Annotated in this window: 16 protein-coding genes; 11 read left to right on the top strand and 5 right to left on the bottom strand. The window is 65.2% G+C overall.

Going from position 1 to position 11,688, the window contains the following annotated elements; all coding sequences use genetic code 11:
* The first annotated feature begins 87 nt into the window (after positions 1 to 87).
* The 4 genes from GOALK_RS17585 to GOALK_RS17570 are packed head-to-tail and all read left to right on the top strand — an operon-like array spanning position 88 to position 4,377.
* A complete protein-coding gene (locus GOALK_RS17585; protein ID WP_006360190.1) occupies positions 88 to 1,005 on the top strand; it encodes a carbohydrate ABC transporter permease in 918 nt (305 codons plus the stop codon).
* Entirely contained in the window at positions 1,002 to 1,838 is an 837-nt protein-coding gene (locus tag GOALK_RS17580) for a carbohydrate ABC transporter permease (protein WP_006360189.1), read from the top strand. The genes GOALK_RS17585 and GOALK_RS17580 overlap by 4 nt, the downstream gene beginning before the upstream one ends.
* Before the next feature lie 52 nt (positions 1,839 to 1,890).
* Positions 1,891 to 3,207 carry an ABC transporter substrate-binding protein gene (locus GOALK_RS17575; protein WP_006360188.1) on the top strand — a complete coding sequence of 439 codons (1,317 nt, stop codon included), beginning with the start codon at positions 1,891 to 1,893 and terminating at the stop codon, positions 3,205 to 3,207.
* 57 nt (positions 3,208 to 3,264) lie between these two features.
* Positions 3,265 to 4,377 (top strand): ABC transporter ATP-binding protein, encoded by a 1,113-nt coding sequence (locus GOALK_RS17570; RefSeq protein ID WP_006360187.1) that lies wholly within the window; start codon positions 3,265 to 3,267, stop codon positions 4,375 to 4,377.
* On the opposite strand, the gene fdhD is transcribed toward GOALK_RS17570, so the two are convergent.
* The 5 genes from fdhD to GOALK_RS17545 all read right to left on the bottom strand — a co-directional run bounded on the left by fdhD (position 4,367) and on the right by GOALK_RS17545 (position 7,524).
* Positions 4,367 to 5,224, bottom strand: coding sequence for a formate dehydrogenase accessory sulfurtransferase FdhD (gene fdhD / locus GOALK_RS17565; protein WP_006360186.1), 858 nt, complete (start codon positions 5,222 to 5,224; stop codon positions 4,367 to 4,369). The two genes, GOALK_RS17570 and fdhD, sit on opposite strands and share 11 nt — an antisense overlap.
* Positions 5,225 to 5,240: 16 nt before the next feature.
* A complete protein-coding gene (dtd, locus tag GOALK_RS17560) occupies positions 5,241 to 5,690 on the bottom strand; it encodes a D-aminoacyl-tRNA deacylase (protein ID WP_035755010.1) in 450 nt (149 codons plus the stop codon).
* A gap of 54 nt (positions 5,691 to 5,744) precedes the next feature.
* Positions 5,745 to 6,245 carry a hypothetical protein gene (locus tag GOALK_RS17555; protein ID WP_006360184.1) on the bottom strand — a complete coding sequence of 167 codons (501 nt, stop codon included), beginning with the start codon at positions 6,243 to 6,245 and terminating at the stop codon, positions 5,745 to 5,747.
* 146 nt (positions 6,246 to 6,391) lie between these two features.
* On the bottom strand, positions 6,392 to 7,135 hold the full coding sequence (locus GOALK_RS17550) for an SIMPL domain-containing protein (RefSeq protein WP_006360183.1): 744 nt from the start codon (positions 7,133 to 7,135) through the stop codon (positions 6,392 to 6,394).
* Positions 7,132 to 7,524: a phage holin family protein gene (locus GOALK_RS17545; protein ID WP_006360182.1), complete on the bottom strand. Its 393-nt coding sequence runs from the start codon at positions 7,522 to 7,524 to the stop codon at positions 7,132 to 7,134. The genes GOALK_RS17550 and GOALK_RS17545 overlap by 4 nt, the downstream gene beginning before the upstream one ends.
* 295 nt (positions 7,525 to 7,819) lie before the next feature.
* Here GOALK_RS17545 and infA point away from each other — a divergent pair, with 295 nt between their 5' ends.
* The 7 genes from infA to rplQ all read left to right on the top strand — a co-directional run bounded on the left by infA (position 7,820) and on the right by rplQ (position 11,680).
* Positions 7,820 to 8,041 (top strand): translation initiation factor IF-1, encoded by a 222-nt coding sequence (gene infA, locus GOALK_RS17540; protein WP_004023539.1) that lies wholly within the window; start codon positions 7,820 to 7,822, stop codon positions 8,039 to 8,041.
* Between the two features lie 119 nt (positions 8,042 to 8,160).
* Positions 8,161 to 8,274 carry a 50S ribosomal protein L36 gene (gene rpmJ / locus GOALK_RS17535; protein ID WP_005207978.1) on the top strand — a complete coding sequence of 38 codons (114 nt, stop codon included), beginning with the start codon at positions 8,161 to 8,163 and terminating at the stop codon, positions 8,272 to 8,274.
* A 210-nt stretch (positions 8,275 to 8,484) separates the two neighbouring features.
* Positions 8,485 to 8,853: a 30S ribosomal protein S13 gene (rpsM, locus tag GOALK_RS17530; protein ID WP_006360180.1), complete on the top strand. Its 369-nt coding sequence runs from the start codon at positions 8,485 to 8,487 to the stop codon at positions 8,851 to 8,853.
* Entirely contained in the window at positions 8,853 to 9,260 is a 408-nt protein-coding gene (gene rpsK, locus GOALK_RS17525; protein WP_004023536.1) for a 30S ribosomal protein S11, read from the top strand. Before rpsM ends, rpsK begins: the two co-directional genes overlap by 1 nt.
* Positions 9,261 to 9,284: 24 nt before the next feature.
* Positions 9,285 to 9,890, top strand: a complete 606-nt coding sequence (gene rpsD, locus GOALK_RS17520; RefSeq protein ID WP_006360179.1) for a 30S ribosomal protein S4 — start codon at positions 9,285 to 9,287, stop codon at positions 9,888 to 9,890.
* 89 nt (positions 9,891 to 9,979) lie between these two features.
* Positions 9,980 to 11,032, top strand: a complete 1,053-nt coding sequence (locus tag GOALK_RS17515; protein WP_005197582.1) for a DNA-directed RNA polymerase subunit alpha — start codon at positions 9,980 to 9,982, stop codon at positions 11,030 to 11,032.
* 81 nt (positions 11,033 to 11,113) lie between these two features.
* The gene (gene rplQ, locus GOALK_RS17510) at positions 11,114 to 11,680 is read left to right on the top strand and encodes a 50S ribosomal protein L17 (protein ID WP_006360178.1); all 567 of its coding nucleotides are present in this window, start codon (positions 11,114 to 11,116) and stop codon (positions 11,678 to 11,680) included.
* Positions 11,681 to 11,688 lie beyond the last annotated feature (8 nt).

Below are 11,688 nucleotides of genomic sequence, written 5' to 3'. Positions count from 1 at the left end.
TTGTGACACCCACCGGACACCCAGTTGTCACCGGATCACCCCCGACTCGTTCGCGGGATGTCCGAATCGATCTGAATACTCCCCCGGGTGCCCGCGGTCACCGAACGAGTCCTTCCCCAAGTGGGGCGCCGACGTCCGTGGCGCACCTATGCGCTCTTTCTGGCGATCGTGGGCCCCAATCTCGTGCTCTTGGGGGTGTTCACCTACCGTCCCTTGATCGAGAACATCCGAATGTCGTTCTACGACTGGAACATCTCGTCGCCGGGGGCAACCTTCATCGGGTGGTCGAACTACCGGGAGTGGGCGACGCGCTCCGATACCTGGACGATCGTCTCGAACACCGTCGTCTTCACCGTCGTCGCGGTGGCGGGGAGCATGCTGATCGGACTGGTGCTCGCCATGCTGCTCGATCGGGCGCTCCGAGGTCGAAACCTGGTGCGTTCGGTGGTTTTCGCGCCGTTCGTGATCTCCGGTGCGGCGATCGGCATCGCGTTCCAGTTCGTCTTCGATCCGCATTTCGGTCTCATCAACGACCTGATGACCCGATTCGGCCTCGGCTCGGCACCGGACTTCTACCAGCAGCCCGGCTGGGCGCTGTTCATGGTGACGGTCACCTATCTCTGGAAGAACATCGGCTACACGTTCGTCATCTACCTGGCCGCGTTGCAGGCGCGACGGGTCGACCTCGACGAAGCCGCCCAGATCGACGGTGCCAGTGCGGCAACCCATTTCCGCCGGGTGCTCTTGCCGCAGCTTCGTCCGACGACGTACTTCCTGTCGATCACCGTGATGCTCAACTCGTTACAGGTCTTCGACATCATCAACGTGATGACGCGGGGAGGGCCTCTCGGTAACGGCACCACCACGATGGTCTACCAGGTCTACGAGGAGTCGTTCCGCAACTTTCGAGCCGGCTACGGTGCCACGGTCGCGACCATCATGTTCGTCGTCCTGCTGGTGATCACCGTTGCGCAGGTGCGTGTCATGGATCGGGAGAGTCGATGAACGACGTGAGCAGGCATCGTCTGGTGACCGCCTGCGGCTACGCGGCCATGGCGCTGGTGGTGGTCGTGGTGGCGCTGCCCTTGGTGTGGATCGTCCTGGCGTCGTTCAAGGACCGCTCCGAGATCTACGTCCAGCCGGCGGTCTGGTGGCCGTCCAGCTGGCACCCCGAGAACTACACGGAGGCAACGACATCCGTGCCGTTCGGGCAGTTCCTGCGGAACTCCGTCATCGTCACGTGTGTCCTGACCGTGGCGAAGTTCGTCCTGGGCGTGCTCAGCGCCTACGGGCTGGTGTTCTTGCGGTTTCCCTTCAAGAACGTCGTGTTCATCCTCATCATCGCAGCGCTGATGGTGCCCAATCAGATCACCGTCATCACCAACTATTCCCTGGTCGCGCAACTCGGCTTCCGGAACACCTTCATCGGCATCATCCTCCCGCTCGCCGGTGTCGCCTTCGGCACCTTCCTGATGCGCAACCACTTTCTGTCCATCCCCGCCGAGATCATCGAGGCCGCTCGGATGGACGGCGCGGGTCATGTCCGGCTGTTGCTGCGGGTCGTACTGCCGATCTCGATCCCGACCATGGTCGCATTCGCGCTCATCACCCTGGTCAACGAATGGAATGAGTACCTGTGGCCGTTCCTGATGGCCGACGACTACTCGGTGGCAACGCTGCCAGTAGGTCTCACGCAGCTGCAGAACAACGACGGCGTCACCAACTGGGGACCGGTGATGGCCGCGACCGTCCTGGCGATGCTCCCGATCCTGATCGTGTTCCTGGTACTGCAACGCCAGATGATCAAGGGCCTGACCTCCGGTGCGGTCAAAGGATGACCAGCACGGGCTCCACGTATCCGACGAACAACGAACAAAGGGGTATGACACCATGACCGATCTCTCGCGCCGGGGCTTTCTCGCCGCGGCAGCCGCCGCAGCCGCCGGTCTCACTCTGGCCGCCTGTGCCGGTTCCGGAGACAGCGGGGGCGATTCCGCCGGCGGAGACGCCAACACCCTCACCTTCTGGTCGAATCACCCCGGCAAATCGGCCGATGTGGAGAAGGAACTGATCAGCCGGTTCGAGGCCGCCAACCCCGACATCAAGGTGAAGCTCGTGGACGGCGGCAAGAACTACGAAGAGGTCGCCCAGAAGTTCAATGCGGCGCTCTCCGGCGGATCGGTGCCCGACATCGTCGTCCTGTCGGATGTGTGGTGGTTCAACTTCGCTCTGCAGGGCGCGATCACGCCGCTCGACGACCTGTTCGGCAAGGCCGGGGTCAACACCTCGGAATATGTTGCCTCGCTGGTCGAGGACTACAACTGGAATGATCAGCACTGGGCGTTGCCGTACGCCCGGTCGACGCCGCTGTTCTACTACAACAAGGACGTGTGGGCGAAGGCCGGACTGCCCGATCGCGGTCCGGCCAGCTGGCAGGAGTTCGGTGAGTGGGGTCCGCGGATCCAGCAGGTCGTCGGCTCGGGCAAGAAGGCCCACGGCTGGGGTAACGCCACCGACTACCTGGGCTGGACCTTCGAGGGTCCCACCTGGACCTTCGGTGGTGCCTACTCCGACCGGTGGGACCTGAAGTTCACCGATCCCAAGACGATAGAGGCCGCGCAGTATCTGTCCGACTCGATCAACAAGGACAAGTACGCCGCGATCTCCAACGACATCGCCGCCGACTTCAGTGCCGGGATCATCGCGTCCACCATCGCGTCGACCGGTGACCTCTCCGGTGTCACCAAGGATGCCAAGTTCAGCTTCGGCACGGCCTTCCTGCCTGCGCCGGACGGAACAAAGGGCTGCCCGACCGGCGGCGCCGGCCTCGCCATCCCGGCGAAGATCTCCGATGAGCGGAAGGTGAACGCGCTCAGGTTCATCGACTTCTTCACCAACACCGCCAACACCGCGTACTTCTCGCAGAACGTCGGTTACATGCCGGTGCGGACCGGGGCGGCCGACGACCCGTCGATGAAGAAGTTCCTGGCCGAGAACCCGAACTTCAAGACCGCCATCGAGCAGCTGCCGAACACCAAATCGCAGGATTACGCCCGGGTGTTCCTGCCCGGCGCCGACAAGGTGATCGGCACCGGCTACGAGCAGATCGGTCTGCGCAACGCCGATGTCACCAAGACCCTCGGCGATGTGCAGCAGCAGCTGCAGCGGATCTACGACGGACAGATCAAGTCCAAGCTGCCGAACTGATCACGCACCCCGTAACCATCTCGGACAGCAAGACACAGGGCAGGATTCGATAATTTCATGGCTTCAGTGACCTTCGACGCGGCGACCCGGCGGTTCGCCGACGACCTACCACCCGCGGTGGATTCGCTCGATCTCGACGTCGCCGACGGCGAGTTCATGGTGCTCGTCGGCCCGTCGGGTTGCGGTAAGTCGACCAGCCTCCGGATGGTCGCGGGCCTGGAGTCGGTCGAATCGGGGGCCATCCTGATCGACGGCGTCGACGTCGTCGGGATGGCCCCCAAGGCGCGCGACGTCGCAATGGTGTTCCAGAACTATGCGCTGTACCCGAACATGACGGTCGCCGACAACATGGGCTTTGCCCTCCGCAATGCCGGTATGAGCAAGCCCGACACCGGCAAGCGTGTGGCCGAAGTCGCCGAAATGCTCGACATCGCACATCTTCTCGACCGGAAGCCCGCCAAACTGTCGGGGGGACAACGGCAGCGGGTGGCGATGGGACGTGCGATCGTCCGGCGTCCCAAGGTCTTCTGCATGGACGAGCCGTTGTCCAACCTCGACGCGAAGCTGCGGGTCAGCACCCGCGCGCAGATCGCCGCGATGCAGCGGGAACTGGGTGTCACGACGCTGTACGTGACACACGACCAGATCGAGGCGATGACCATGGGACACCGGGTGGCCGTCCTCGACCATGGTGTGTTGCAGCAGGTGGGCACTCCGCGGGAGATCTACTCCAGGCCGTCGAATCTGTTCGTCGCATCGTTCATGGGGTCGCCGCAGATGTGTCTGATCAACGGCCGCATCGACGACGGTGTCGTGCGTCTGGGCGCGGCACACCTACCGGTGCCCGACTCCGTCCTCGCCGCTGCGAACTCCGCGGAGGTGGTCGTCGGACTCCGCGCCGAATCGTGGACGGTCTCGACGGTCTCGCACGACGGGGCGCTGCGCGGGACGGTTGATCTGGTCGAGGAACTCGGCGCCGAACAGTTCGTCTACTGCAGTGCCGATGTCCCGCTGCGGAACAGCCGTATCGTCGTTCGCGTCGACCATCGACGCACGATCGATGTCGGTGACGTGGTCGGTCTGGTGCCGGAGCCCTCCGAGACCTACTGGTTCGACCCGGTCACCGGTGCCGCACTCGACGATCCGCTGCGCCACGACCTCAACTCGTGACGATCCCGGCGTGTTCGTCGACGGCGACGACCCGATCCGGCCGCGTATAGACCACCATCGACTCGCCGCGGGAGAACCCGATCAGGGTGATGCCGAGCTCGTCGGCGAGATCGGCGGCGAGCGAGGACGGCGCCGACACCGCGCTCAGCATCGGGATGCCCGCCATCGCGGCCTTCTGCACCAGTTCGAAGCTCGCCCGGCCGGAAACCTGGAGGACGGTGCCGGTCAATGGGAGTCGGTCGGCGAGGACCGCCCAGCCGACGACCTTGTCGACGGCGTTGTGCCGGCCCACGTCCTCACGGACGACGAGCAGTTCGCCGTCGGCGTCGAAGAGCGCCGCCGCGTGGAGCCCGCCGGTCTTGTCGAAGACGTCCTGCTCGACGCGTAGACGGTCGGGGAGACCCAGCAGCGTGTCGACGTCGACGGTCAAGGTGTCAGCCGCCGGGTCGTGGGCCGACGCGGTGTGGACGGACTCGATGCTGTCCTTCCCGCAGACACCACAGGCACTGGTCATGGTGTTGTGGCGGACGACGCCGGATGCGGGCGGCCGAACGTGGGCGGCCAGCGAGACGTCGACGACGTTGTAGGTGTTCGCGCCGGTGGAGTCGGTACCCGCGCAGTACCGCGCGGTGGAGTAGTCGCTGCCGGCGATGATGAGACCCTCGGAGACGAGGTATCCGGCCACGAGTTCGAAATCGTGGCCGGGGGTACGCATGGTGACGCTCAGCTGCCGACCGCCCACGCGGATCTCCAACGGTTCCTCGACGGCGAGGGTGTCGGCACGCTGCGTCGGGGCCGCATCGCGTCGGATGCGGGTGACGCGGCGTCGTGCGGTTATTCGTCCCACGGTTCGACCCTAGTCGTCAGACGTCGAGGATCAGGGTGACCGGCCCGTCGTTGACCAGGCTCACCTGCATGTTCGCCCCGAACCGTCCGGTGGCGACGGTGGCCCCGGCGTCGCGCAGGGCAGCGGCGACCGCGTCGACGAGCGGCTCGGCCACCGGGCCCGGGGCGGCGGCGTTCCACGACGGCCGGCGTCCCTTGGCGGTGTTGGCGTACAGGGTGAACTGGCTGATGACCAGGATCGGTGCGTCGATGTCGGCGGCCGCCTTCTCGGGTCCGTCGTCGCCGTTGAAGATCCGCAGGCGCCAGATCTTGTCGGCGAGTTTCGCGGCGTGGTCGGGGGTGTCGTCGTGGGTGGCGCCGACGAGGGCGACGATGCCGGACCCGCCGGCCGGGATGTCGAGTTCGCCGACGATCTCACCGTCGACGGTCACGCGGGCTTCGCTTACTCGCTGGATGACGGCTCGCACCGACCCAGGATGCCAGGCTGAATGGTCCCTTACCGGAGCAGGTGGGCGACGCGGCTACTTGATCTCGATGTCGCCGTCGAACTCGTAAGGAGTCGCCGCGGGCTCACATCCGCTGAACGAACCGGTTGGTGCAGGACCGTTCACCCCGACCTTGCTCGGATCGCCCTTTCGCACCGTGATCTGCACGGCGAGCGCGTCCTGCAACGGGGCGGGGATCAGATTCGGGTCGGTCGCGCTGATGGGATAGACCAGGGACGCGGTGTCGCCGTCGGTGTGGATGCAGGTGATCGGTCCCTTGACCTTGAACGGCAGGGGATTGTCGTCGTCGCCGGCCAGCAGCGTGGCTTCGTAGGTGCCGGTGGTCTTACCCTCCGCGTTCGTGGCGCCCACGGCCTTGATCGCGAGGAGGTCGAGGTCTGCGATCTCGAGTTCGCCCTCGATCATCAGCGACTTGGTCTGAGCGGCATCGGCCGGTGCCGAGACCGCCAGTGTTGCGAACACTGCGGCGGCCGCCAGGGCGGTGGTGCTGAGAGCGCGTGCTCGGAAACCCGTCATGACTATCTCCTTCGGTCGACCGTGGTCGGGTACCCAGGGGCGGACCCTGAAAACCATCCCCGAAGTACGCCCTCCACAGACCGTCCGACGACACTGTGCCGCCGGCGGCGCTGCCGAGGGTGCCTCTGAGGGGCGCTTCTCAGCGCTCAGTTGAGCCCGAAGGTCACCGTGACCGTGAAGGTCAGCTCCTGCTCGCCGGGCTCGATGGGCACGGGCGACGCGGCGACGTCGCGCTCGAAGGTGCCGGGAGAGGCGGGCTGTTCCTGACCGCTGGTCGTCTCCTTGATGGTCAGCACCTTGCCGAGTGAGTCGTCGGCAAGCGAGGCGTACTGCTCGGCGCGGCCGCGGGCGTCGTCGAACGCCGCTTCCCGGGCCTCCTTGAGGAGCTGCGAGTCGTCGTCGATGGTGAAGGAGACGTTGCTGATCCGGGTGTTGTCGCCGCCCGCGGTGGCGGCTGCGCTCAGGACCGTGGAGGCTTTGGAGATGTCGCGGATCGTGACGCGGATGGAGTTGGTCGCCATGTAGCCGCTGATCTGACTGCTGCCACCGGGGGCGGGACTGGAGTACTGCGGGGTCACCGACACCTGCTGGGTGGCGACGTCCTTGCGTTCCACGCCTGCGTCGACGACGGAATCGGTCACCGCGCGCACCTTCTCGCTCGTCTCGTTCAGTGCGGTCGTCACGTCGCCCGCGGTCGCCTCGACGCCGATGTCGGCGCGAAGGGTGTCCGGCGCGCCGCTGACCTGTCCGGTGCCGACGACGGTGACCGACCGCTGTTGGTCGACGGCGCCGGCGCTGCCGCACGCCGCGAGCGTGAGGGCCAGCGCCGGGACGACGGCCACGACCCCGATGCGCCGGAGGCCCTTCAGGGTCCTCGTCACCGTGCTCATCGGTCCACCGGGTCCCGCATCAGCAGCCCGAGCAGCCAGCCGACGACCGACACGACGATCGCGCCGAAGATCGCCGACCAGAAGAAGTCGTCGACCTCGAGACCCCAGTGCGTGGTGTTCCGGGTGATCCAGGCGGTGATCTCGAGCATCAGCGCATTGATCACGATGTGGATGAGCCCCAGCGTCAAGATGTAGAAGGGGATCGAGATGATCTGCACGATCGGCTTCACCAACGCATTGAGGACGCCGAAGATGACCGCCACGACCAGCGCGATCCCGACCTTCTCTGCAGTCGTCGACCCGCCTACGAACTCGATTCCCGGGACGATCAGAGTCGCCACCCACAACGCCACCGCGGTGCACACGGTGCGGACCAGAAATGCCAGCATGCGCAACAGTCTGCCAGTACGACCGTGCCGGAAACGTCCGTCTGATGTGCGAGTCGGGCGGAATGCGGTGGCCGACCGGCACGCATTTGGACTGTTCCCGCAGTTCGCGTAACATAGATCGTCGGTGCGTCTCGCGTGCCCGCATCCGCGTGTCCCCACGCGGATCGGAGCGCTCGCACCGGGTGTTGGTCCTCGCCGAGCGGTGACCACACCTTAACGGACAAACACTGATTCAACCGGGCCAACGACGCAGCACCACCCGGGTGTCGCGGAAACGGCCAGGATCGCGGAGGAAATGGCGAAGAAAGACGGGGCCATCGAGGTCGAGGGTCGAGTGATCGAACCCCTGCCCAATGCGATGTTTCGCATTGAGCTGGAGAACGGTCATAAGGTTCTCGCCCACATCAGCGGCAAGATGCGGCAGCACTATATCCGCATCCTGCCCGAGGACCGGGTCGTCGTGGAACTCTCGCCCTACGACCTTGCTCGTGGGCGAATCGTGTACCGCTACAAATAAGACTTTCCCGGCCTCGCCGGGAGAAGACTTCCCGGACATCCGTCTGGGAGGAGACCGACACCCACGTGTACGGCCGTGTTCAGGCGTGCGCGCGGGCGAGCCGAGCAGGAGAGATTGACGTGAAGGTTCAGCCGAGCGTCAAGCCGATCTGCGAGAAGTGCAAGGTGATCCGCCGCAACGGTCGGGTCATGGTGATCTGCGAGAACCTGCGTCACAAGCAGCGTCAGGGCTGATCACGCGCACCCTCCGGGTCGCTTGAGTCAGAACAACTGAATACAGACAACTGAAGATCAGAAGACCTCTCAGCACCAGCGGCGACAGACGCGTCACCGCCTACCTCCGGATCAGAGGCCGGAGCCCACGAGGCCGGACACACGGTTCGGCACCAGCTCGCGGGACGGACTGGGAGAAGACCTCTGGAAATCGAAAAGGAAATCCGCCACATGGCACGTGTTGCTGGTGTGGATCTCCCCCGCGAAAAGCGGCTGGAGATTGCACTGACCTACATCTACGGAGTTGGACGCACCACCTCCAAGGAGATCCTCGCGGGAACGGGCCTCAGCCCCGACCTCCGGGCGAAGGATCTCACCGACGCAGACGTCTCGAAGCTGCGTGAGTACATCGAAGCCTCGGTGAAGGTCGAGGGTGACCTGCGTCGCGAGGTGCAGGCCGATATCCGACGCAAGATCGAGATCGGCTGCTACCAGGGTCTGCGCCACCGTCGTGGCCTGCCCGTCCGCGGACAGCGCACCAAGACCAATGCCCGCACTCGTAAGGGCCCGAAGAAGACCATCGCCGGGAAGAAGAAGTAATGCCTCCGAAGTCACGTAGCGCAGGCCCCAAGAAGGGCACCCGCCGTCGCGATAAGAAGAACGTCCCGCACGGCCACGCGCACATCAAGTCGACGTTCAACAACACCATCGTGTCGATCAGCGATCCCAGCGGAAACATCATCAGCTGGGCGTCGTCGGGCCACGTCGGTTTCAAGGGCTCGCGCAAGAGCACCCCGTTCGCGGCTCAGCTCGCGGCCGAGAACGCTGCGCGCAAGGCCCAGGAGCACGGCGTCAAGAAGGTCGACGTTTTCGTCAAGGGACCGGGTTCGGGTCGCGAGACCGCGATCCGCTCCCTGCAGGCAGCCGGCCTCGAGGTCGGCACCATTTCCGATGTCACCCCGCAGCCGCACAACGGTTGCCGTCCGCCCAAGCGGCGTCGGGTCTAGTCGGGAAAGGGAGGAACAGAGAAAATGGCTCGTTATACCGGCCCCGCAACAAAGAAGTCTCGTCGCCTTCGCGTCGACCTGATCGGTGGTGACGCCGCATTCGAGCGTCGCCCCTACCCGCCCGGCCAGCACGGCCGCTCGCGGATCAAGGAGAGCGAGTACCTGCTCCAGCTGCAGGAGAAGCAGAAGGCGCGCTTCACCTACGGAGTGATGGAGAAGCAGTTCCGTCGCTACTTCGAGGAAGCCAATCGTCGCAGCGGCAAGACCGGTGACGAACTGCTGAAGCTCCTCGAGACCCGTCTCGACAACGTCGTGTACCGCTCGGGCATCGCACGGACCCGTCGTCAGGCCCGCCAGCTGGTCAGCCACGGCCACTTCACCGTCAACGGTGTGAAGGTCGACGTCCCCAGCTACCGCGTCAGCCAGTACGACATCATCGACGTCCGTCCGAAGTCGCTGCAGACCGTCCCGTTCCAGATCGCCAAGGAGCTCGTCGGCGATCGTCCGGTCCCGGGCTGGCTCCAGGTCGTGCCCTCGACCCTGCGTATCCTCGTGCACTCCGTGCCCGAGCGCGCTCAGATCGAGGTCCCGCTGACCGAACAGCTCATCGTCGAGTTCTACTCCAAGTAGACGCTCGAGCAAGACCAGCCCGACAGCTACCTGCTGTTCGGTTCACTTTCGAGGTCGTCATATAGCGGGCGGCCAAAGGAGAAAACGAAATGCTCATCTCACAGCGACCCACCCTCACCGAGGAAGTCATCGCCGAGAACCGGTCGAAGTTCGTCATCGAACCGCTCGAGCCGGGCTTCGGTTACACCCTCGGTAACTCGCTGCGTCGTACCCTGCTCAGTTCGATCCCGGGTGCTGCCATCACCAGCATCCGCATCGACGGAGTGCTCCACGAGTTCACCACCGTCCCCGGGGTCAAGGAAGACGTCACCGACATCATCCTGAACCTCAAGGGCCTCGTGGTCTCCTCGGACGAGGACGAGCCGGTCACCATGTACGTGCGCAAGCAGGGTCCGGGCACCGTCACCGGCGCCGACATCGTGCCCCCGGCCGGTGTCACCGTGCACAACCCCGATCTGCACATCGCCACCCTGAACGACAAGGGCAAGCTCGAGATCGAGCTCGTCGTCGAGCGGGGCCGCGGCTATGTGCCGGCCGTGCAGAACAAGGCGTCGGGTGCCGAGATCGGCCGTATCCCGGTCGACTCGATCTACTCGCCGGTGCTCAAGGTGACCTACAAGGTCGAGGCCACCCGTGTCGAGCAGCGCACCGACTTCGATCGGCTCGTGCTCGACGTGGAGACCAAGAACTCGATCAGCGCGCGTGACGCGCTGGCGTCGGCGGGCAAGACCCTGGTGGAGCTCTTCGGGCTCGCCCGGGAGCTCAACGTCGAGGCCGAGGGCATCGAGATCGGACCGTCTCCGGCGGAGGCCGACCACATCGCGTCGTTCAGCCTGCCGATCGAGGATCTCGAGCTGACCGTCCGTTCGTACAACTGCCTCAAGCGCGAGGGTGTTCACACCGTCGGCGAGCTGGTTGCCCGGACCGAGTCGGATCTGCTCGACATCCGCAACTTCGGCCAGAAGTCGATCGACGAGGTCAAGGTCAAGCTGCACGCACTCGGCCTGTCCCTCAAGGACAGCCCGGCCAGCTTCGATCCGTCGCAGGTCGCCGGATACGACCCCGCCACCGGTACGTGGTCGGAAGACGCGTCGTTCGACGCCGATTCCGGTGAGGATTTCGCCGAAACCGAACAGCTCTAGTCGCCTCCGGCGGCGGCTGTCACGCTCGCCCAAACCCTGACTTCCCGCTCGAGTGATCGGGAGTCCTCCTAGGAGAAGACAATGCCCAAGCCCACCAAGGGACGCCGCCTCGGCGGGTCGGCCAGCCACCAGAAAGCGATGCTGGCGAACCTCGCCACCTCGCTCTTCGAGCACGGCCGCATCACCACCACCGAGGCCAAGGCCAAGCGCCTGCGCCCGTACGCGGAGAAGATCATCACCCACGCCAAGGCCGGCAAGCTGGCCAACCGCCGTGAGGTGCTGAAGGACATCCGCAACAAGGACGTCGTGCACACGCTGTTCGACGAGATCGGCCCGTTCTTCGCCGATCGCAACGGTGGATACACCCGCATCATCAAGACGCTGCCGCGCAAGGGTGACAACGCCCCCATGGCCGTGATCGAGCTGGTTCGCGAGACCACCGCGTCGAGCGAGGCGTCGCGCGCGACCCGTGTCGCCGCGTCCAAGAAGGCCGAGGAGAACGTGGTGGAGGCCGTCGAGGCCGACGCCACCGACGCCGAGGTCGCCAACGCCGACGCTGTCGCCGAGGCCGTCGACGACGAGTCGACCGCTGCCACCGCCGTCGAGGCGGAAGAGGCGACCACCGACGCAGACGACGACAAGAAGTAGTCGACTGA

Source organism: Gordonia alkanivorans NBRC 16433 (genome assembly GCF_000225505.1).
GTDB lineage: Bacteria > Actinomycetota > Actinomycetes > Mycobacteriales > Mycobacteriaceae > Gordonia > Gordonia alkanivorans.
The sequence above is the reverse complement of the archived record's forward strand: the minus strand, read 5'-3'. Positions and strand labels throughout refer to the sequence as shown.

Excerpts from the sequence above, each read along its gene's own strand:
- GOALK_RS17580 (WP_006360189.1), top strand. The coding sequence starts at position 1,002 with ATGAACGACGTGAGCAGGCATCGTCTGGTGACCGCCTGCGGCTACGCG.
- GOALK_RS17575 (WP_006360188.1), top strand. The coding sequence starts at position 1,891 with ATGACCGATCTCTCGCGCCGGGGCTTTCTCGCCGCGGCAGCCGCCGCA.
- GOALK_RS17570 (WP_006360187.1), top strand. The coding sequence starts at position 3,265 with ATGGCTTCAGTGACCTTCGACGCGGCGACCCGGCGGTTCGCCGACGAC.
- GOALK_RS17555 (WP_006360184.1), bottom strand. The coding sequence starts at position 6,245 with ATGACGGGTTTCCGAGCACGCGCTCTCAGCACCACCGCCCTGGCGGCC.
- GOALK_RS17550 (WP_006360183.1), bottom strand. The coding sequence starts at position 7,135 with ATGAGCACGGTGACGAGGACCCTGAAGGGCCTCCGGCGCATCGGGGTC.
- GOALK_RS17545 (WP_006360182.1), bottom strand. The coding sequence starts at position 7,524 with ATGCTGGCATTTCTGGTCCGCACCGTGTGCACCGCGGTGGCGTTGTGG.
- infA (WP_004023539.1), top strand. The coding sequence starts at position 7,820 with ATGGCGAAGAAAGACGGGGCCATCGAGGTCGAGGGTCGAGTGATCGAA.
- rpsM (WP_006360180.1), top strand. The coding sequence starts at position 8,485 with ATGGCACGTGTTGCTGGTGTGGATCTCCCCCGCGAAAAGCGGCTGGAG.
- rpsK (WP_004023536.1), top strand. The coding sequence starts at position 8,853 with ATGCCTCCGAAGTCACGTAGCGCAGGCCCCAAGAAGGGCACCCGCCGT.
- rpsD (WP_006360179.1), top strand. The coding sequence starts at position 9,285 with ATGGCTCGTTATACCGGCCCCGCAACAAAGAAGTCTCGTCGCCTTCGC.
- GOALK_RS17515 (WP_005197582.1), top strand. The coding sequence starts at position 9,980 with ATGCTCATCTCACAGCGACCCACCCTCACCGAGGAAGTCATCGCCGAG.
- rplQ (WP_006360178.1), top strand. The coding sequence starts at position 11,114 with ATGCCCAAGCCCACCAAGGGACGCCGCCTCGGCGGGTCGGCCAGCCAC.